The following is an 18,504-nucleotide window of genomic DNA, read 5'->3' as shown; positions in this document are numbered from 1 at the left end:
CAACCGGGCATTGCTCGCGATCCCGGTAGCCTGGGCGGCCGTGGCGGGCGCCGCTCCGGCGACCGGGCGAGCGAGGCAGGAGACGGATTCTTCATGGCATTGGGCGAACGGGTAGGCCATGTCCTACGCGGTGGGGCCATCGGGGTGGCGGAAGCCGTGCCAGGGGTCAGCGGTGGCACCATCGCGCTGGTCACCGGGGTGTACGAACGGCTGATCGTGTCCGCCGGTCACGTGGTGAACGCCGTCCGGTACGCGACGTCGGACGTACCGCGTGGACGTGGCTGGACGCGGGCGGGACACCAGATGCGGCAGGCCCACTGGGACGTGGTGATCCCGTTGATGATCGGGATGGTGCCCGGCCTGCTGCTCGCCGCGAAGCTGCTGGAGCCGTTACTGACCGGCTACCCCGAGCACACCCGTGGCCTCTTCCTCGGCCTGGTGCTCGCCTCGGTGCTGGTGCCGGTCTCGATGGTCGGCAAGCCGTGGCGCGCCCGAGAGGTGGTGGCCCTGGTGGTCGCCGTGGCGGTCACGTTCACGCTCACCGGCCTACCGCAGGCCACCCTCGAACCGCACCCGCTGATCCTGCTGATCGTGGCGGCGTTCGCGGTCTGCGCGCTGGTGATGCCCGGTGTCTCCGGATCATTTCTGCTGCTCACCGTCGGTCTCTACGAACCGACCATCGCCGCCGTCAACGACCGGGACTTCGGCTATCTGGCAATCTTCGCCGCAGGCATGGTCATCGGCCTGGCGCTCTTCGTCAAGCTGCTCCAGTGGCTGCTGGACAAGCACCGTCGGATGACTCTGGCGGTGATGTCCGGCGCCCTGATCGGCAGCCTGCGCTCGCTCTGGCCATGGCAGTCCGAGGACCGGACCCTGCAGGCGCCCGGTGACGGCATCCTGCCCATCACCGCGCTGTTCCTGCTGGGCCTCGCCGTGGTCCTGGCCATGGTGGTAGCCGAGCGACGCCGGGTGAACCGGGCCGCCCGCGCGCTCACCGAGGCGTACGACGACGAGCCGACGCAGGTGCGCTGACGTCCACCGCTTGGTGGCTGCCCGGCTGGGCGGCCACCAAGCGGTTCCGGTTCAGCGAGCCTTCTTGGTGGCCCGCTTCCGCGGCGGAGTCAGCAGGTCGGCGATCGTCGCGATCGCACTCGGCACCAGCCGGTAGTAGGCCCACACACCACGCTTCTCCCGCTCCAGCAAGCCGGCCTCGGTGAGGATACGCAGGTGGTGGCTGACGGTCGGCTGCGAGAGACCGAGCGGTGCGGTCAAATCGCACACGCACGCCTCGCCCTCGGGCGCCGACTGGATCAGGCTGAGCAGCCGCAGCCGGGCGGGGTCGGCAAGGGCCTTGAGGACCCCTGCCAGCCGCTCGGCGTCGGCACGTTCGATCGGCTCGCCGGCAAGCGGCGAGATCTGAGGCATAGTCATTTCGGCCAACGCAGTTCCCACGTATTCCATCCTTCCACCAGCAGCATCGATCCGGCTGCATATCAGCAGATCCGAATCGGCAGACTTTTACGCCACAAGGCCGAGGTCAGCCAACGTATAGGCCGCCCGATAGGGCAATCCGGCGGCTCGCACCGCGTCGCCGGCACCACGATCAACGATAACCGCCACCCCCACCACGTCGGCCCCGGCCTCGCGAAGGGCCTCGACGGCGGTCATCACACTTCCGCCGGTGGTGGAGGTGTCCTCCACCGCCAGCACCCGACGTCCGGTCACGTCGGGGCCTTCGATTCGGCGTTGCAACCCGTGCGCCTTGCCCGCTTTCCGCACCACGAACGCGTCCAACGGACGGCCGGTCGCGTGCAGCATCGACATGGCGATCGGGTCGGCGCCCAATGTCAGGCCACCGACCGCGTCGTACGACCAGTCGGCGGTCAACTCCCGCATCACCCGACCGACCAAGGGGGCCGCCCGGTTATGGAGCGTGATGCGACGCAGATCGACGTACCAGTCGGCCTCCTGCCCGGAGGAGAGCACTACCCGGCCATGGACCACAGCCAGGTCGGAGATGAATTTACGCAGGTCGTCGTGGTCCCCCATGGCGATAGAGGGTACTGCGCAAGTCTGTGTGCCGGGTGGACGGGCCACCCTGGGCAACCCTTCCGGGGGACAGATGAGTGGCGATGTCCGACTACGCTACGTTGACCTGCGGTTCGGATCGAGTGATGCCGCACCCGTCGCCGCCGTACCGGTCGACGACGTGTCGCGGTCAACCGCGATCGCGGCCGATGCGTCCACGGGTGTCGCGGGCGACCCGGTCCAGCAACCCGCGCGGGGCGTGCCGCAGACCGGCGACAGCCAGCTTGTACTTCCACGATGGAACGCTGACCAACTTGCCTTTTCGCAGGTCACGCAAGGCTTCTTCCACCACGGCGGGCGCGTTGAGCCACAACCACTCGGGAGTTTTCGACATGTCGATGCCGGCTCGCTGGTGGAATTCGGTCCGCGTGTAGCCGGGACAGAGCGCCATCACGCGGACGCCGAAGGGGCGGGCGGACTGGCCGACGGACTCACTGAAGTTCGTGACCCACGCCTTGCTGGCGGAGTACGTCGATCCCGGCATGATCGCACCGAAACCCGCGACGGAAGAGACATTAATCACTGCCCCATCCCGCCGTTCGGTCATCGTGAGCAGCGCAGCGAGTGTCAAACGCATCACCGCGTGCACGTTGAGCCGGAGCAGGCGGGTCTCGTCGTCGAGGCTCGACCTGAGGAACGGTTTGTTCAGACTGATGCCGGCGTTGTTGACCAGGAGCCCGATCGGCGGTGCGGCGGCGAGCCGTCGCTCCACCTCGGCACAGCCGTCGTCGGTGGACAGGTCGGCCGGCAGGATCTCGGTCTCGACGCCGTACCGGCCGGTCAGCTCGGCGGCCTGCGCCGCCAGTCGGTCACCGTCCCGGGCGACCAGCACCAGGTGCCATCCGTCGGCGGCGAGCCGGTCGGCGAAGGCCGCCCCGATTCCCGCGCTCGCCCCGGTGATCAACGCCCATCGCTCGGTGCTCGGCTGGTCGGGCGTCACGGGTCTGTTCACCTCGGTGGGTACGGGGACGACGGCGGCGCCCCGGGCGGCGGATAGGTCTGGTGCGGCGCGACCGGCGGCGGGTACGCGGACGGCGGGTGGTGCGGCGGGTGGGGGTGGTGCGGGGGCACCGGGTGGCGACGGAACCAGGCGTTGGCGGACGGCATCGCCAGCAGTACGGCTACCACAAGGTAACCGAGCACCTGCCCGACCGAAAGGGTGGTAGTGACCGGAATCCACCACGACGGGTAGGCGTCCGCCACCAGAGCGACGAGTTCGGCGGCGGCCTGGTCGTCGCCGAAGTCCAGGGGCGTGGCGCGTTGGATCAGCAGGGCCCCGATGCCGCAGCAACCGAGGAGCGCCCCGAGACCGGCGACCACCCACGTGGACACCCGTGCGGCGGGTCGCCGGCCGGCCAGGCCCACCGCGAGGCCGGCGAGGAGCAGGGCCGCGAGCACGCTCAGCACGGCCGCTCCCACCACCACACCCCGCAGCAGGGTCACCATCGCGTCGACCTGGGCGGAGTCGGCCGACGTGCCGACGGCCGCCGCACGGAACCGGGACACCGTGCCGCCGACGGCACTCAGGCCGGTCACGGCGTACCCGAACGCACCCACCGCCATCACGACCAGCACCACCACGGCCGTCACGACCACGGCCGGCCGGCGGGGCGGCGCCTGTTCGGGGTACGACACGACGAGTCCCTCCGGTAGGTGTTCGGGTTGCAACCTACTCGGAGGGACCGTCGCAGTCGCGCCTAACTCACCGGCGGTCGGTTCGACCGATCAGTTCGGCCGGTCGGTCGGCGGCTGGTCGCCGGGCTGGCCCGGACCGCCGTACTGGGGAGGCTGTCCACCCGGACCGTCGCCCGGCCCGCCGGCGGGCGGCTGACCCGGAGTGGGCGGGTAGCCCGGCTCGGCCGACTGCGGCGAGGTGCCCGGGTAGCCCGGCTCGCCGGACTGCGGCGAGGTGCCCGGGTAGCCCGGTGCCTGCGGGTAGCCGGGCTGGCTCGGGTAGCTGCCGCCGGGCATCGGCGGCTCCCACTGCTGGGTCGGCTTGCGGAAGAACTCGTTCGCCTTCGGCAGTGCCAGCAGGATCAGCGCGGCCAGGAGCGCGAGCAGGCTGATCACACCGAGCAGGAGGCTGACCGGGGTGACCCAGCCGGGCAGCGCCTCCTCCAGCCGGCGCTGGACCTCCTCGGTGCTCGGCATGTCGCCGCTGGTCTCGGCACCGGGCGTGGTGAGGCCGCCGGCCAGCCCGCTGAGCAGACTGAAACCGGTGCAGCAGAGCATGATGCCGCCGACCACCCAGGTGGCGATCCGGGCGCCGTTCTTGCCACGCAGGTTCAGCAGGCCCAGGCCGAACAGCGCGAGCGCCACGACGAGAAGGAAGATTGCGGTGGCGACGCCGAGGACGACGGTGAAGTCGCCGAGGCTCTCCGCTCCTTCGACCGTGGAATCGCGGTACGCCTCGTCCATCACCTCACGGACGGTGCCGATCGTGGCCAGCGACACGACCACACTGATCAGTTGGCAGATCGCGAAGAGCAACAGCAAGTAGGTGGATATCGTCACCACACCCGGCCGCTGCCGGGCCGGGGTGTTTTTCGGGTCGACCATCTTTCTCCCTCCCTGGAACGCGACTCACCGTATCGGCAACAGGCCAACCCGGCACGACACGACGCCGTCTGGACGGCGCGTCCTCCTCCGCAACGCCAGGATCGGCGCTGAGCAGGTGAGCGGACGCACCAGCCGCCCGGCTCGGGAGCGGTGTACCCAGATCCGCCCTCGGTGATGTCGGCGCGGGTCGCTGTCGAGCCGAACCGGTGTCGCTCTCACGATCCGCGTCCCTGCGGGTGCACCGTCACGTCGCCCTCATCCAGCCGGCGGCCCAGCGCGACCTCCCAGCCCGCCTCGCCGTACGCCTCGAAGGTGAGCCGCGCCCCGCCCGGTGCCCGGTAGTCGTGGTACCGCATCGTCCCGGTCGGGGGGAGCCCGGTCAGCCCGGTCGCGGTGTACCGGGCCTGGCCGGACTCGTGCCAGTCGTACCGTCGCCCGGCGACATCGACCGCCGGGACACCGACGGTCCGCACCCTTCCCGGCTGTGGCTCCCAGAGCACCAGCGCGAACTCCGGGCTCTCGGCGACCGACAGGCGAGGACGCCCGCTGTCGTCGTCGAGCAGGTGCTCGGCCCAACTCCACTCGCCCTCGACCAGCCGGATCGATCCGCGTACCCGGTACGACAGGTCACCGATCTCGACGATGTCACCGACCTCGATGCGACGCGGGTCCGTCGACGGCCCGGCCGCGACGCGCCGACCGGGCGCGGTCGTCGGCCGGCCCCGCCGCCGCGCCACGAGCACGACGACGGCCAGCCCGGCCAGCAGACACCCGAGCGCGATCACCAGGTACGCCGTCACGTCGTCCACCCGTCACCTCCCCAGGTATTTCGGTGACGACGGTAGCCGTGACCGGCGCGGGTTAAGCCGTCGCCGGTCGACTATCGTCCGTTCCCGCCCGGATCCGGGGCCGATCGGTCGCCCTGGCCGGTTTCACCCGGGTCATCGTCCGACGGCGGTGGTTGCTCACCCGACGACGCAGGTGGTTCGCCTGCCGGTGCGGGCTGCCCAGTCGGCACGGGATAACCGGGCGGGACGGGATAACCGGGCGGCACGGGCATGGGGTAGCCGGGCGGCACGGGGTAGCCGGGCGGCACCGGGTAGCCGGGCGGCAGCGGAAAGCTGGGAGGCACGACGTAGCCGGTCGGGACGGGACCGCCGAACGGCGCGGGATGGCCGGGCGGGACCGGATAGCCCGGCGGCAGCGGATAGCCGGGGGCGGGGTAGTAGGGCGTCGGGAGTGGGTAGCCGGCGAGGTAGGCGTTCGGGATGTCGCCTCCGGCGGTCAGCGGCCCGGCCGGCTCGGGCTTCGGCACGAACCAGCGGTTGGCCGGCGGAATCGCCAACATCAGCACGACCACCGCGGTGAGGGTCACCACCGTCAGGACGCCGAGACCGGCCAGCGGGAAGAACACCGTCTCGAAGAGGCGCGGCTCGCCGTACAGCGCCTCGAAGAAGTCCGACTCCTGCCAGAAGTCGTCCGGTGGTGGGCCTTCCTCCATCTCGACCGCCCCGGACGCCGCGAACGCGATGAACGGGACGAAGAAGAAACCGGCGCACGCCTGGAAGAAGCAGAGCAGCAGTTCGGCACCACCGGCCGCGAAGACCATGACCCGGGCGACGTTGCTGCCCCGGCGGACGCCGACCGCGGTCAGCGCCATCCAGAGCCCCAGGGCAAGGGCGGGGATGCCGAGGACCAGCGACATGGTCACGCTGCTGACCCGCTCGGCGCGTACCTCGTCGGGGTCGGCGTCGGGCACCTGGCGCGCCGCCCGGTCGATCGCGGCGTCCCACTGGAACGCCTCGACGACCACCAGCGCGACGAGTCCGAACAGGATCAGCGCGATCGTGAGCTGCAACCAGAAGGCCACGGTGACGGTGCCGGGGCGGGGTGGTCGAGGCGGGGGTACGGCGGCCGGATCTTCGGCGGTCGCGGTCATGGCACGGAGCGTAGGAGGATCGGACAAGATCCGGCAGCACCGATCGGACGGAGCCGACCGGCCGTCGGATCACGAATCGTCGAGTCGTCGGGCGGCGTACTCGCCGACCGTGGTGCGGTCCAGCACGCACCCGACGGCGGTGTCCACCTCCGCCGGATCGGAACGCAGCCTGGTCCAGGCCGTCCGCCCGGCCGCCGCGTCGAGCTGTTCGAGCAGCGTGGCGGCGTACACCCGGGCTGCCGGGGAGCCGGTGGTGAGCAGGCGGTCGAGCTGCCCGCGTACCTCGTCGGGGTGGTCGGCCGCGATCGCCGCGACGCGCTGGTATGCCTCGGTCTCCGGCAGCGTCGCGCCCGCGATCCCGACCCCGCCGAAGGCGACGCGGCCGGCGGCGGCCAGGGCCGCGACGGCAGCGGTCAGCTCCGGGTCCTTCCTGCGCCCGATCCCGAACATGTCTCCATCCTCACCCGGACGGCCCGCCGCCGCCCGCTGAGGCGGGGGCGGCGGGGATCTCCGGCATCGTGGGTACGGGTCAGGCGGTGCTCACCGACAGGCCGTCCTTGGCGTCGGCGAGCTCCACCCGCACCGTGTCGCCGTCGCGGATCTGGCCGGCGAGCAGCGCCTTGGCGAGCTGGTCGCCGATCGCCGACTGGACCAGTCGGCGCAGCGGCCGGGCGCCGTAGATCGGGTCGTACCCGTGCTCGGCCAACCAGCCCCGCGCCGCGTCGGTGACGTCCAGCGAGAGCCGGCGGTCGGCCAGCCGTTTGCGCAGGCGGGCCAACTGGATGTCCACGATGGAGCGCAGGTCGTCGCCCCGGAGTGCGGCGAAGACCACGATGTCGTCGAGCCGGTTGAGGAACTCCGGCTTGAAGTGCGACCGGACCACCGCGAGGACGCCCTCCCGGCGCTGCTCCTCGGCGAGCGTCAGATCACTGATCACCGCCGACCCGAGGTTCGAGGTGAGGATCAGGATCGCGTTGCGGAAGTCGACGGTACGACCCTGACCGTCGGTGAGCCGGCCGTCGTCGAGCACCTGGAGCAGGATGTCGAAGACGTCCGGGTGGGCCTTCTCCACCTCGTCGAGGAGGATCACCGAGTACGGCCGACGACGCACCGCCTCGGTCAGCTGGCCGCCCTCCTCGTAGCCGACGTAGCCGGGCGGAGCGCCGACCAGCCGGGCCACCGAGTGCTTCTCGCCGTACTCGCTCATGTCGATGCGGACCATCGCCCGCTCGTCGTCGAAGAGGAACTCGGCGAGCGCCTTCGCCAGCTCGGTCTTGCCCACCCCGGTCGGGCCGAGGAAGAGGAAGCTGCCGGTCGGGCGGTCCGGGTCGGCGACACCGGCACGGGCACGGCGTACCGCGTCGGAGACCGCGCCCACCGCCTCGGCCTGGCCGACGACCCGCTCGCGCAGCGACTCCTCCATCCGGAGCAGCTTGGCGGTCTCGCCCTCCAGCAGGCGGCCGGCGGGGATGCCGGTCCAGGAGGCGACGACCGCCGCGATGTCGTCCGCGCCGACCTCCTCCTTGAGCATCGCGCCCGCGGACTGCAACCGGGCCAGTTCCTCCTCGGCCTTCGTCAGCTCGGTCTGGAGCGCCGGGATGCGGCCGTAGCGCAGCTCGGCGGCGCGTTCCAACTCGCCGTCGCGCTCGGCCCGCTCCGCCTCACCACCCAACCGCTCCAACTCCTCCTTGGCGGTGGAGAGCTTGGTGATGTGGCTCTTCTCCAGGTGCCAGCGCTCGGAGAGCACGGTGAGCTGCTCACGCTTGTCGGCCAGTTCCTTGCGCAGCCGTTCCAGGCGTACGGCGGAGGCGGCGTCCGGCTCCTTGGCCAGCGCCATCTCCTCGATCTCCAGCCGGCGTACCGCCCGCTCGATCTCGTCCACCTCGACCGGCCGGGAGTCGATCTCCATCCGGAGCCGGGACGCCGACTCGTCGACCAGGTCGATCGCCTTGTCCGGCAGGAAGCGGTCGGTGATGTACCGGTCGGAGAGCGCGGCGGCGGCGACCAGGGCGGCGTCGGTGATGCGTACGCCGTGGTGGACCTCGTAGCGCTCCTTGAGCCCCCGCAGGATGCCGATGGTGTCCTCGACGGTGGGTTCGCCGACCAGCACCGGCTGGAAGCGCCGCTCCAGGGCCGGGTCCTTCTCGATGTGCTCGCGGTACTCGTCCAGCGTGGTCGCGCCGACCATGCGCAGCTCGCCCCGGGCCAGCATCGGCTTGAGCATGTTGCCGGCGTCCATCGAGCCCTCGCCCTTGCCCGCGCCGACCACCGTGTGCAGTTCGTCGAGGAACGTGATGACCTGGCCGTCGGAGTTCTTGATCTCCTCCAGGACGGACTTGAGGCGCTCCTCGAACTGACCCCGGTACTGCGCACCGGCGACCATCGCACCGAGGTCGAGCGAGACGAGCTTCTTGTCCCGCAGCGACTCGGGCACGTCACCGGCGACGATCCGCTGGGCCAGGCCCTCGACGATGGCGGTCTTGCCGACACCGGGCTCGCCGATCAGCACCGGGTTGTTCTTGGTACGCCGGGACAGCACCTGGATCACCCGGCGGATCTCGGAGTCCCGCCCGATCACCGGGTCGATCTTGCCGTCCCGCGCGCTCGCGGTCAGGTCGACGCCGTACTTGGCCAACGCCTGGTAGGTCTGCTCCGGGTCGGCCGTGGTGACCCGACGGTCCCCACCGCGCACGGTCGGGAACGCGGCGACCAGCGTCTCCTCGGTGGCGCCGGCCGACGTGAGCGCACCGGAGACGGCACCGCCGACCCGGGCCAGCCCGGCCAGCAGGTGTTCGGTGGAGGTGTACTCGTCGCCGAGCGGCCGGGCGATCTGCTCGGCGGCACCGATGGCGTTGACGAACTCGCGGGCCAGGGTGGGCTCCGCGATGCTGGAGCCGCGCGCGGCGGGCAGCGCGTCGACCGCACGCTGGGCGGCCCGGCGCAGCTCGGCGGGGTCGGCCCCGACGGCGCGCAGCAGGCCGGCAGCGGTCGAGCCCTCGGTGTCCAGCAGCGACAGCAGCAGGTGCCACGGCTCCACGGTGGCGTGCCCGCGCTGGTTGGCCAGGGCGACGGCACCGGTGATGGTCTCGCGGCTCTTGGTGGTGAGGCGTTCGGTGTTCATGGGCTCCCCTGGATCGGTGTGTCCACTGGTACCGACAGAACCAGAGTTGAGCCTATTCCACTCAACCTCAGAGGTGTGACATCCGACACTCCTTCGTGCGGTGGACACCGGGCGCTGCTCACGTCCTGATCCTCCGCCACTGGTCAACGTGTGCCGGGAGCCCTGTCGAGCTGAACCGCCTGTGCTGTCAACGCGGCAGACGGGCCGCACAGGGGCAGTCAGGTGAGTGGCCGCCCGGCACGAAGCTGCCGAGCAGAGCCCAGCTCTGCAAGGAGTACGGCGTCTCGGACACCGTCGTCGGCAAGGCCATGATGATCCTGCGCGCGACCGGACTCACCGAGACTCTGGAGCGGATCACTCCGTCTCGATGGTCACCGCAGTCCAGACCTGGTCGCCGATGAAGCCCGTGCCGAGCAGGACGCCCTCAGGCCCTGTGGCGAAGGCCGTGCCGTCGGGGAGTATCCGCAGGTGATGTCTGTCGGTCAGCGGCCAGGGCAGGTCTACGTACTGGCCACCGACCAGCGCGCCCGCACCTCGCGGGCTGACCACCGCCACCACTCCGTCGCTCAGCGGGACGGCCTGCCCCGTCCCCGGATGCCCCTCGGCAGGCACCCTCTCCCAGGCGGGACCATGCCGCCACACCGCCGGAAACCCGGTGCGATCGGGCCGCTCGCCGACCAGCCACAGCTCACTCTGTACGCGCACCACCCGGAGCACACCCACTGCACCGTCGAACTCCACCGGGGTCGGCCGCCAACTCCGTCCCTCGTCGAGGGAGAGCGCCGCGTACGTTCGGCCGTCGTCGTCCACTCCGGCTGCCACCACCGGACCACGGTGCTCCCCGTCCGGACCCAAGATCCGCCAGTCACTCTCCAACACCGATTGCACCACCGGCAGCTTCGGCTGGACCGGCAGCGGGCGGAGCGTGCGTCCCGTCCAGCGGCCCACCTTTCCCGAACTCTCGATGAGCTGGAAGCGTCCCTGGGCCGCCTGCCACTCCCGGGGCGGGGCCTCACCGGGGGTGTGTCGGAAGGTGTCTCCGCGATCGGTGGACGTCCACCATCCGTGTGGCGAAGCGTGCAGGACCAGGATCCCTTCGGCGGTGTAGAGCTGCTGGACGTCGCCGTCCCGCTGCTGGGTGGTGTCCGGCTGCGGGTGGCGCAGTTGCTGCCAGGAGCGGCCACCGTCCCGGGTCGACCAGAGCAGGGCCGGGCAGTCCGGAGCGGTCGTCTGGTCGTCGCAGGAGGCGAAGAGGGCGTAGCCGTTCTCGGCGTCGACGAACTCGATCTGCGGCGGGGCGTACCGCTGCGGGACGGCCAAGCGGGTGGTGCGGGTCTCCGCGACCGGCGCGGGGGTGGCGGTGACCTGCGGCGGTTCGGGGGCGCTGCGCCGGATGTCGCCGATCGAGCATCCCGCCAGCAGCGTGAACAGCGGGAGAACTGCCAGGCAACGAGTTCGTCGGGCGGTCATACGGCCTCCGTCGCGAGAGTAGCCTGAGCCCGTGCGAGCACGCGTCGAGCAGACCGCTCAACCGGGCACCGGCGTACGCCACGACATGATGACGGAACTCGGCCGCTCGTTGGGGGCACCCTCCCGCCGCCGGGACGCCCTCGGCGCGTCCCGGTCGTCCGCCGTACGCGCAGCGGTCGCCTGAGCCTCGGATGCACGACTTCACCACCCTGCTGATCCAGGTCGGCGCGCTGTTGTTCCTGCTCGGGCTACTCGGCCGGCTCGGCCGGCGGATCGGGCTCTCCCCGATCCCGCTGTACCTGCTGGCCGGTCTGGTCCTCGGTCACGGCGGCGTGCTGGAGCTGCACGCCAGCGAGGAGTTCTTCGCGATCGGTGCGGAGATCGGCGTGATCCTGCTGCTGCTGATGCTCGGCCTGGAGTACTCCGCCGACGAACTGGTCGGCAACCTGCGGGCGGCGGCACCGGCAGGGGTGCTCGACGCGGTGCTCAACGCGCTGCCGGGTGCCGCGTTCGCGCTGCTGCTGGGGTGGGGCTGGGTGGCGGCGGTGGTGCTCGGCGGGATCACCTGGATCTCGTCCTCCGGCGTGATCGCCAAGATCCTGTCGGACCTGGGCCGGCTCGGGAACCGGGAGACGCCGGTGGTCCTGTCGGTGCTGGTGGTCGAGGACCTCGCGATGGCGTTCTATCTGCCACTGGTGACCGCGCTGCTGGCCGGGGTCGGGCTGGTCAAAGGCGGGGTCGCTCTCGGCGTCGCCGTCCTGACGGTGGTCGTCGTGCTGGTGGTGGCACTCCGCTACGGCGATCTCGTCTCCCGGGCCATGTCCGCCGACCACCCCGAGTCGCTGCTGCTGGGCGTACTCGGTCTGACCCTGCTGGTCGCGGGCGTCGCCGCGAAACTCCAGGTGTCGGCGGCGGTCGGTGCCTTCCTGGTCGGCATCGCGCTCTCCGGGCCGGTGGCCCACCACGCCACCGAACTGCTGACGCCCCTGCGCGACCTCTTCGCCGCCGTCTTCTTCGTCTTCTTCGGGCTCGCCACCGACCCTCGGCACATCCCGCCGGTGCTGCTGCCCGCGGTACTGCTCGCACTGGTCACCACGGCGACCAAGACGGCGACCGGTTACCTGGCCGCGAGGCGGGTCGGCATCACCGAACCGGGACGCTGGCGGGCCGGACTGACCCTGACACCCCGGGGGGAGTTCTCCATCGTCATCGCCGGCCTCGCGGTGAGCGCCGGCAGTGGTTCGCCGAAGCTGGCCGCCCTGGCCGCCACGTACGTATTGATCACCGTGGTGACCGGGCCTGTGCTGGCCCGACTGCCCGACGCCACCTGGTTCAGGCGCTGGTCGCGACAACGGGCGGCGACGCAGCAGGCCGGGTCGGCAGCGCCGGATCGACCGTGACCGGTGACGACACAGGGACTGAAAGTGATCGTCGGCCGTCCGGACCACCCCGGCCAGGCAACCGATGCCGAATTGCTTTCCGTAGGGGCTACCCGTACTCACGGGTACCGCGTTACCGTTTCGCCCCAGCAGCCGGGGTTCGCGGGGGGCGGACGCCTCGGTGCCGACGCGAGCGGAAGGTTGGCCGGTGAGCGTGCAGGAATCAACGTTCCACGGCTTCGCCAACCCCGTCGACCCGAGTCCGGCGGAGTTGCGATCGTGGGCGTACCAGCCCGACTCGGTGCCGTTGACGTCCATGCCACCCGACTGGGACCTGCTCGTCTCCGGCGACCGCCTGATCATGACGTTGTTCGACCTGGCGATGGACGCGCACTGCCCGGCCCGCCGGTTCGCGCTGCACTGCCTCTACATCTATGCCGCCGACGGGATCCGGACGAACTTCCGGGCCCACCCGAAGCGTCGCTTCCGCAAGCTCGTCGACCAGGCCGAGCGCAACGGCGACGAGATGATGCGCACCTGGTCGCACAACAGCCGGGTGCTGCTGTCCCGACCGGAGCTGTTCGTGTACCGCGAGTGGTGCGAAGGCGGGTTGGTGCGCGAGGGGCGGCGGCTTTAGCTGCTTGCTGTGGGGGTGGGGCCCTACCGTTGCCGTGGGGGGTGTGGCCCTACCGTGCCCGGCTCCGGGCGGTCAGGCTTGATCCCTGCGCCGGGCACGGTAGGGCCACACCTGACTGGCGGACGTGCCGTCGCCTGCCGGCCTCGGGAGGGTTGACGTGTGTCGGAGGGGCCGGGCGGCGGCGTTACTTGCGGTGGGGTGCGGACGGGCCGGGGGCCTGACGTGCGGTGGAACGGGAACGGGAACGGGCCGGGAGCCCCCGTGGCTCCCGGCCCGTACGTTGTGGCCCCTCAGCGGGGCGGGCCGCCGTGCTCGCGGCGGTGCTGGTCGGTCCGTACCCGACCGGCGCCGTGACCGGCTCGGCCCTGACCTGGGCCGGCGGACCGACCGCCCGACGGGGCGGGTCCGGTGGACCGGCCGCTCCGGCCGCTGAACCGGCCGCTGCGGATCTGATCGGCGAACCGCCCCTTGGTGATCCGGTCGAAGCGCCGTTGGACGTTCTCGGCCAACCGGTCGAGCCGGCGTTCCGCCTGCTCGGCCACCTGCTTCGCCTCGTCCGTCATGGCTCCCCCTGCCAGCGCCGAAGTCCGGATTGAGTTGTTTGGACCTGATTCCAGGGTAACGGAGACGGGCCGGGGACGGGGCGGAATCCGCAGGGTGCGGACCGCGAACGCGATGCCGCCCCGACGCAGACACGAGACGGCCCCGGCACGGTTGTCACCGCACCGGGGCCGTCTCGATCGTCAGCGGCCGGGGCTGCGTCGGGGACGCCAGACCACCAGGGCCGTGGAGGTCTGGTTGGTCGGCACCAGGTCGCGCCCGGGGAAGCGGGCCAGCGACTCCAGCTCGGCCAACCGGCGGTACGCGGCCTCCAGCTCGGCCTCCAACTGGGCGACCCGCTGCTGTGCCTGCTCGAACAGCCGCTCCAAGCCGATGATCCGCTTGATCCCGGCCAGATTGACACCGTCGTCCTGGCTGAGCCGCTGCACCTCGCGCAGCAGGACCACGTCCCGCACGCTGTAGCGGCGACCGCCACCGGCCGCCCGTCCGGCCTGCACCAGGCCGAGCCGGTCGTACTGGCGCAACGTCTGCGGGTGCATCCCCGCCATCCGCGCCGCGACCGAGATCATGAGCACCTTGGCTTCATAGGTGGGGTCATCCGAACCGACGAACCCGTCCATCCCGTTCACCTCCGCACCGCTACACCCATCATCCGCTCCGACGCACCCGCGCGTCGAGATGTTCTCGCGCCGCCGGCGGGGTCTGTGCGGCGAACGTCTCCAGGGCCGCGCGTGCCTCGTCGGAGACCCGGGCCGGCACCACCACGTCGAGCGTGACGAGAAGGTCCCCGGTCTGCCCGTCCCGACGGCTCACGCCCTTGCCCCGGGCCCGCAGGATCCGCCCGCTCGGCGTACCTCCGGGCACCCGCAGGGTCACCGCGCCGTCGAGCGTCGGCACCCGCAGGTCGGTGCCGAGCACCGCCTCGGTGAAGGTGATCGGCACGGTCAGCGTGAGGTCGTCACCGGAGCGCCCGAACAGCTCGTCCGGACGCACCTTGACGTGCACGAACAGGTCCCCCGCCGGGCCGCCGCGCTCGCCCGGCTCGCCCCGGCCCGCCAGCCGGATCCGCTGCCCGTCGGCCACTCCGGCCGGAAAACGGACGTTGAGCGTACGGGCCTTGGTGACGCCGCCCGTGCCCTGGCACTCCGGGCACTTCTCGTCGACCACGGTCCCGGCGCCCTGGCAGTTGCGGCAGGGCTCGGCGAGGCTGAACGCACCCTGGTTGCGGTGGTTCACCCCGGCGCCGTGGCAGACCTGGCAGGTCCTCGGCACCGTGCCCGGCTTCGCACCGTTGCCGTGACAGGTGTCGCAGACTCCCGGTGCCCGCAGGGTCAGCGGCAGCGTGACCCCTCGGACGGCGTCGTCGAAGTCGAGCGCCACCTCGGTCTCGATGTCGCGACCACGGGCCGGGCCGGTGGCACCGCCACCACCCGCGCCGCCCGAGAAGATCGAGCTGAACAGGTCCGAGATGCCGCCACCGGCGAACCGGCCACCACCGGCCGACTGCGCGTTGCCGAACAGGTCGGAGACGTCGAACGGCATGCCGCCGGGCTGGCCACCCTGGCGGGCACCGCGCCGGAAGGCGCCCGAGCCGAACAGCGAGCGCATCTCGTCGTACTCGCGGCGCTTGGCGTCGTCACCGAGCACCGCGTACGCCTCGGAGACCGACTTGAAGCGCTCCTCGGCCTTGGGGTCGCCGGGGTTGTGGTCCGGGTGCGACTCGCGGGCGAGCTTCCGGTACACCTTCTTGATCTCGTCAGCGGAGGCGGTCTTCGCCACGCCCAGGACCGCGTAGTAGTCCTTCTCGATCCAGTCCTTGGAACTCAACCGTCCACCTCCTCCCCACCTCCGGCTCCGGGCCGTCCCGCCCACCGGAGTTCGGCGGGTGGGACGGCCCGGTCACCGTCGTGCACTATTCCGGGTCGGCGACCGCGACCATCGCGGGTCGCAACAGCCGCTCACCGATCTGGTAGCCCCGACGCATCACCTGCACGCAGGTGGGTTCGGTGACGTCGGCCGAGGTCTGGTGCGCCACGGCCTCGTGCAGCGTCGGGTCGAACGGGTCACCCTGCTCGCCGAACTGGGTCAGCCCGAACTTGCCGAGCGCGGTGGTGAGTTGCTCGGCCACCGAACCGAACGGACCGACCAGGTCGCCGTGTTCCCGGGCCCGGTCCAGGTCGTCCAGGATCGGCAGCAGCGCGGCCAGCACCGAGCCGGTCGCCTGCTCGGTGACCAGAGCACGGTCCCGCTCGACCCGCTTGCGGTAGTTGGCGTACTCGGCGGTGACCCGTTGCAGGTCCCGAGTGCGCTCCTCCAGGTCGGCGCGGAGCGCCTCCACCTCGGCGCCGAGCCCGCGACCGGCCGCCTCGGACGGTTTTCCGACCGGCTTGGCCGGGGAGTCCACCACGGGCGGGCCCTCGGTGGTCGGCTCGCTCAGCGCCTCGGTCTCGACCTCGATCGCGTCGACCACGACCTCGGCGTCCTCGACCAGCCCCTCGGCCGACGTGTCGGAGCCGGCGTCCGCCGCCGTCCCCTCCGGCTCGTGACTCTGGCTGATCTTGCGGTTGTTACGGATGACGACACGCGGCGTCTCGCCGGTGGTCGGCTCGGACGCCGAGCCACCCGGCGCCGACCCGGTGCTGCCCGGGTCGGCGGCTCGTGGCTTCTCCGTCATGCGACTACCTCATCCCTCTGCCCGTGGAGATCGGCTCGGCCAGGACCGTCACTTCTTGTCCTCGTCCACGATCTCCGCGTCGACCACGTCGTCCGCGCCGGGCCGCGCGCCGCCGGCCGGACCGCCGGTGGCGCCGGCACCAGCCGCGCCGGCACCGGCGCCCGCACCGGCCGCGCCGCCCGCCTCGCCGCCCTGGGGCTGCTCGGCCTGCTGCGCGTAGAGCAGCGAGCCCGCCTCCTGCGAGACCTGCGCCAGCCGCTCGTGTGCCGACTTGATCTTATCGATGTCGCTGCCACCGAGCGCGCCGCGCAGCTCACCGAGCGCCTCGTTCAGCTTGTCGCGGTTCTCGGCGGGCAGCTTGTCGCCGTTCTCGGCGAGGAACTTCTCGGTCTGCCACTGGAGGGCCTCGGCGACGTTGCGGCTCTCGGCCTCGTCGCGACGGCGCTTGTCCTCCTCGGCGTGCTCCTCGGCGTCCCGGCGCATCCGCTCGATGTCATCCTTCGGCAGCGAGGAGCCGCCGGTGATGGTCATCTTCTGCTCCTTGCCGGTGCCCAGGTCCTTCGCGTGCACGTTGACGATGCCGTTGGCGTCGATGTCGAACGTGACCTCGATCTGCGGCACGCCACGCGGGGCCGGCGGGAGACCGGTCAGCTCGAAGGTGCCGAGCTTCTTGTTGTACGCGGCGATCTCGCGCTCACCCTGGAAGACCTGGATCAGCACCGACGGCTGGTTGTCGTCGGCGGTGGTGAACACCTCGGACCGCTTGGTCGGGATGGTGGTGTTGCGCTCGATCAGCTTGGTGAAGATGCCGCCCTTGGTCTCGATGCCCAGGCTCAGCGGGGTCACGTCGAGCAGCAGGACGTCCTTGACCTCGCCCTTGAGCACACCGGCCTGGAGGGCGGCGCCGACGGCGACGACCTCGTCCGGGTTGACGCCCTTGTTGGGCTCGCGGCCGGTGAGCTGCTTGACCAGGTCGGTCACGGCCGGCATCCGGGTCGAGCCGCCGACCAGGATCACGTGCTCGACGTCCGAGACCTTGATCCCGGCGTCCTTGACGGCCTGCTCGAACGGGCCCTTGCAGCGGTCCAGCAGGTCCTGCGTCATGCGCTGGAACTCGGCCCGGCTGAGCGTGACGTCCAGGTGCAGCGGGCCGGCGGAACCGGCGGTGATGTACGGCAGGTTGATGTTGCTGGTGGTGGCGGCGGACAGCTCGATCTTGGCCTTCTCGGCGGCCTCCTTGAGTCGCTGCAACGCCATCTTGTCCTGCGACAGGTCGATGCCGTGCTCGCCCCGGAAGGTCTTCACCAGGTGGTCGATGATCCGCTGGTCCCAGTCGTCGCCGCCGAGCAGGTTGTCACCGCTGGTCGACTTGACCTCGATGACGCCCTCGGCCAACTCCAGCAGCGACACGTCGAAGGTGCCGCCACCGAGGTCGAAGACCAGGACGGTCTGCTCCTTGGAACCCTTGTCCAGGCCGTACGCCAGGGCGGCCGCGGTCGGCTCGTTCACGATCCGCAGCACGTTGAAGCCGGCGATCTCGCCGGCCTCCTTGGTGGCCTGACGCTGGCCGTCGTTGAAGTACGCCGGGACGGTGATCACCGCGTCGGTGATCTGCTCGCCCAGGTACGCCTCGGCGTCCCGCTTGAGCTTCATCAGCGTCCGGGCCGAGATCTCCTGCGGGGTGTACTTCTTGCCGTCGATGTCGACGGACCAGTTGGTGCCGATCTCCCGCTTGACCGAGCGGATCGTCCGGTCCGGGTTCGTCACCGCCTGGCGCTTGGCCACCTCGCCGACGAGCACCTCGCCGTTGCGGGCGAACGCGACGATCGACGGGGTCGTCCGCGAGCCCTCGGCATTGGCGATGACGGTGGGCTCACCGCCCTCCAGGACGCTGACGCAGGAGTTCGTCGTGCCGAGGTCGATACCGACCGCACGTGCCATCTTCGCTTCCTCGCTTCGTAACGTTGTGCAGGTGACGGGCCCCCCGTCGCCCTGACCGGCGGTGTCGCCCACAGCGACCCCACCTCAAGTTGAGTGAACGTGACTCAATAGTGCCACGCCCCCCGGAATCGTCAA

20 protein-coding genes are annotated in these 18,504 nt (G+C 71.1%); 5 read left to right on the top strand and 15 right to left on the bottom strand.

The features are described from left to right. The first annotated feature begins 93 nt into the window (after positions 1 to 93). The gene (locus HUT12_RS00720; RefSeq protein ID WP_176092243.1) at positions 94 to 1,032 is read left to right on the top strand and encodes a DUF368 domain-containing protein; all 939 of its coding nucleotides are present in this window, start codon (positions 94 to 96) and stop codon (positions 1,030 to 1,032) included. Between the two features lie 51 nt (positions 1,033 to 1,083). Here HUT12_RS00720 and HUT12_RS00715 read toward each other — a convergent pair whose 3' ends face one another. The 9 genes from HUT12_RS00715 to clpB all read right to left on the bottom strand — a co-directional run bounded on the left by HUT12_RS00715 (position 1,084) and on the right by clpB (position 9,707). Beyond that, positions 1,084 to 1,461, bottom strand: coding sequence for a helix-turn-helix transcriptional regulator (locus tag HUT12_RS00715; RefSeq protein ID WP_007454255.1), 378 nt, complete (start codon positions 1,459 to 1,461; stop codon positions 1,084 to 1,086). A gap of 57 nt (positions 1,462 to 1,518) precedes the next feature. Then, positions 1,519 to 2,049, bottom strand: a complete 531-nt coding sequence (locus HUT12_RS00710; RefSeq protein ID WP_131055681.1) for an orotate phosphoribosyltransferase — start codon at positions 2,047 to 2,049, stop codon at positions 1,519 to 1,521. 169 nt (positions 2,050 to 2,218) lie between these two features. Further along, positions 2,219 to 3,028, bottom strand: a complete 810-nt coding sequence (locus tag HUT12_RS00705) for an SDR family oxidoreductase (protein ID WP_131055683.1) — start codon at positions 3,026 to 3,028, stop codon at positions 2,219 to 2,221. A gap of 8 nt (positions 3,029 to 3,036) precedes the next feature. After that, positions 3,037 to 3,723, bottom strand: a complete 687-nt coding sequence (locus HUT12_RS00700) for a hypothetical protein (protein WP_131055685.1) — start codon at positions 3,721 to 3,723, stop codon at positions 3,037 to 3,039. Between the two features lie 90 nt (positions 3,724 to 3,813). Beyond that, entirely contained in the window at positions 3,814 to 4,647 is an 834-nt protein-coding gene (locus tag HUT12_RS00695) for a hypothetical protein (protein ID WP_131055687.1), read from the bottom strand. Positions 4,648 to 4,862: 215 nt separating this feature from the next. Continuing rightward, a complete protein-coding gene (locus HUT12_RS00690; protein ID WP_176092242.1) occupies positions 4,863 to 5,456 on the bottom strand; it encodes a DUF4178 domain-containing protein in 594 nt (197 codons plus the stop codon). 71 nt (positions 5,457 to 5,527) lie between these two features. Further along, entirely contained in the window at positions 5,528 to 6,586 is a 1,059-nt protein-coding gene (locus HUT12_RS33110; protein WP_303393472.1) for a hypothetical protein, read from the bottom strand. A gap of 69 nt (positions 6,587 to 6,655) precedes the next feature. Continuing rightward, a complete protein-coding gene (locus HUT12_RS00680; RefSeq protein ID WP_176092241.1) occupies positions 6,656 to 7,036 on the bottom strand; it encodes a hypothetical protein in 381 nt (126 codons plus the stop codon). A 79-nt stretch (positions 7,037 to 7,115) separates the two neighbouring features. Then, positions 7,116 to 9,707: an ATP-dependent chaperone ClpB gene (gene clpB, locus HUT12_RS00675; RefSeq protein ID WP_176092240.1), complete on the bottom strand. Its 2,592-nt coding sequence runs from the start codon at positions 9,705 to 9,707 to the stop codon at positions 7,116 to 7,118. Positions 9,708 to 9,802: 95 nt separating this feature from the next. On the opposite strand from clpB, the gene HUT12_RS00670 reads away from it, so the two are divergent. After that, entirely contained in the window at positions 9,803 to 10,108 is a 306-nt protein-coding gene (locus HUT12_RS00670) for a GntR family transcriptional regulator (RefSeq protein WP_236145908.1), read from the top strand. Here HUT12_RS00670 and HUT12_RS00665 read toward each other — a convergent pair. Further along, positions 10,062 to 11,177 (bottom strand): hypothetical protein, encoded by a 1,116-nt coding sequence (locus tag HUT12_RS00665; protein WP_131055113.1) that lies wholly within the window; start codon positions 11,175 to 11,177, stop codon positions 10,062 to 10,064. The two genes, HUT12_RS00670 and HUT12_RS00665, sit on opposite strands and share 47 nt — an antisense overlap. Before the next feature lie 31 nt (positions 11,178 to 11,208). On the opposite strand from HUT12_RS00665, the gene HUT12_RS32615 reads away from it, so the two are divergent. From HUT12_RS32615 to HUT12_RS00650, 3 genes are all read left to right on the top strand, one after another. Beyond that, positions 11,209 to 11,361: a hypothetical protein gene (locus HUT12_RS32615; protein WP_236145907.1), complete on the top strand. Its 153-nt coding sequence runs from the start codon at positions 11,209 to 11,211 to the stop codon at positions 11,359 to 11,361. Positions 11,362 to 11,368: 7 nt separating this feature from the next. Next, positions 11,369 to 12,577: a cation:proton antiporter gene (locus tag HUT12_RS00655; protein ID WP_176092239.1), complete on the top strand. Its 1,209-nt coding sequence runs from the start codon at positions 11,369 to 11,371 to the stop codon at positions 12,575 to 12,577. A 187-nt stretch (positions 12,578 to 12,764) separates the two neighbouring features. Continuing rightward, on the top strand, positions 12,765 to 13,193 hold the full coding sequence (locus HUT12_RS00650) for a hypothetical protein (protein ID WP_131055109.1): 429 nt from the start codon (positions 12,765 to 12,767) through the stop codon (positions 13,191 to 13,193). A gap of 290 nt (positions 13,194 to 13,483) precedes the next feature. Here the strand turns inward: HUT12_RS00650 and HUT12_RS00645 are convergent, their stop codons facing one another. The 5 genes from HUT12_RS00645 to dnaK form a co-directional block, all read right to left on the bottom strand. Next, positions 13,484 to 13,756 carry a hypothetical protein gene (locus tag HUT12_RS00645; protein WP_131055107.1) on the bottom strand — a complete coding sequence of 91 codons (273 nt, stop codon included), beginning with the start codon at positions 13,754 to 13,756 and terminating at the stop codon, positions 13,484 to 13,486. Positions 13,757 to 13,936: 180 nt separating this feature from the next. After that, positions 13,937 to 14,374, bottom strand: coding sequence for a heat shock protein transcriptional repressor HspR (locus HUT12_RS00640; protein ID WP_131055105.1), 438 nt, complete (start codon positions 14,372 to 14,374; stop codon positions 13,937 to 13,939). 28 nt (positions 14,375 to 14,402) lie between these two features. Beyond that, the gene (gene dnaJ / locus HUT12_RS00635; protein WP_131055104.1) at positions 14,403 to 15,581 is read right to left on the bottom strand and encodes a molecular chaperone DnaJ; all 1,179 of its coding nucleotides are present in this window, start codon (positions 15,579 to 15,581) and stop codon (positions 14,403 to 14,405) included. 85 nt (positions 15,582 to 15,666) lie between these two features. Continuing rightward, the gene (gene grpE / locus HUT12_RS00630; RefSeq protein ID WP_131055102.1) at positions 15,667 to 16,428 is read right to left on the bottom strand and encodes a nucleotide exchange factor GrpE; all 762 of its coding nucleotides are present in this window, start codon (positions 16,426 to 16,428) and stop codon (positions 15,667 to 15,669) included. A gap of 48 nt (positions 16,429 to 16,476) precedes the next feature. Continuing rightward, the gene (gene dnaK, locus HUT12_RS00625) at positions 16,477 to 18,369 is read right to left on the bottom strand and encodes a molecular chaperone DnaK (RefSeq protein WP_176092238.1); all 1,893 of its coding nucleotides are present in this window, start codon (positions 18,367 to 18,369) and stop codon (positions 16,477 to 16,479) included. Between the last annotated feature and the right edge of the window lie 135 nt (positions 18,370 to 18,504).

The organism is Verrucosispora sp. NA02020 (assembly GCF_013364215.1).
GTDB lineage: Bacteria > Actinomycetota > Actinomycetes > Mycobacteriales > Micromonosporaceae > Micromonospora.
Note: the sequence above shows the minus strand (reverse complement) of the source record. Positions and strands in the feature narration are given on the sequence as shown.

What these genes read in the sequence shown, in the direction of transcription:
- HUT12_RS00720 (WP_176092243.1), top strand. Translation starts at nt 94, where the DNA reads ATGGCATTGGGCGAACGGGTAGGCCATGTCCTACGCGGTGGGGCCATC.
- HUT12_RS00715 (WP_007454255.1), bottom strand. Translation starts at nt 1,461, where the DNA reads ATGGAATACGTGGGAACTGCGTTGGCCGAAATGACTATGCCTCAGATC.
- HUT12_RS00710 (WP_131055681.1), bottom strand. Translation starts at nt 2,049, where the DNA reads ATGGGGGACCACGACGACCTGCGTAAATTCATCTCCGACCTGGCTGTG.
- HUT12_RS00695 (WP_131055687.1), bottom strand. Translation starts at nt 4,647, where the DNA reads ATGGTCGACCCGAAAAACACCCCGGCCCGGCAGCGGCCGGGTGTGGTG.
- HUT12_RS33110 (WP_303393472.1), bottom strand. Translation starts at nt 6,586, where the DNA reads ATGACCGCGACCGCCGAAGATCCGGCCGCCGTACCCCCGCCTCGACCA.
- HUT12_RS00680 (WP_176092241.1), bottom strand. Translation starts at nt 7,036, where the DNA reads ATGTTCGGGATCGGGCGCAGGAAGGACCCGGAGCTGACCGCTGCCGTC.
- clpB (WP_176092240.1), bottom strand. Translation starts at nt 9,707, where the DNA reads ATGAACACCGAACGCCTCACCACCAAGAGCCGCGAGACCATCACCGGT.
- HUT12_RS00665 (WP_131055113.1), bottom strand. Translation starts at nt 11,177, where the DNA reads ATGACCGCCCGACGAACTCGTTGCCTGGCAGTTCTCCCGCTGTTCACG.
- HUT12_RS00655 (WP_176092239.1), top strand. Translation starts at nt 11,369, where the DNA reads ATGCACGACTTCACCACCCTGCTGATCCAGGTCGGCGCGCTGTTGTTC.
- HUT12_RS00645 (WP_131055107.1), bottom strand. Translation starts at nt 13,756, where the DNA reads ATGACGGACGAGGCGAAGCAGGTGGCCGAGCAGGCGGAACGCCGGCTC.
- HUT12_RS00640 (WP_131055105.1), bottom strand. Translation starts at nt 14,374, where the DNA reads ATGGACGGGTTCGTCGGTTCGGATGACCCCACCTATGAAGCCAAGGTG.
- grpE (WP_131055102.1), bottom strand. Translation starts at nt 16,428, where the DNA reads ATGACGGAGAAGCCACGAGCCGCCGACCCGGGCAGCACCGGGTCGGCG.
- dnaK (WP_176092238.1), bottom strand. Translation starts at nt 18,369, where the DNA reads ATGGCACGTGCGGTCGGTATCGACCTCGGCACGACGAACTCCTGCGTC.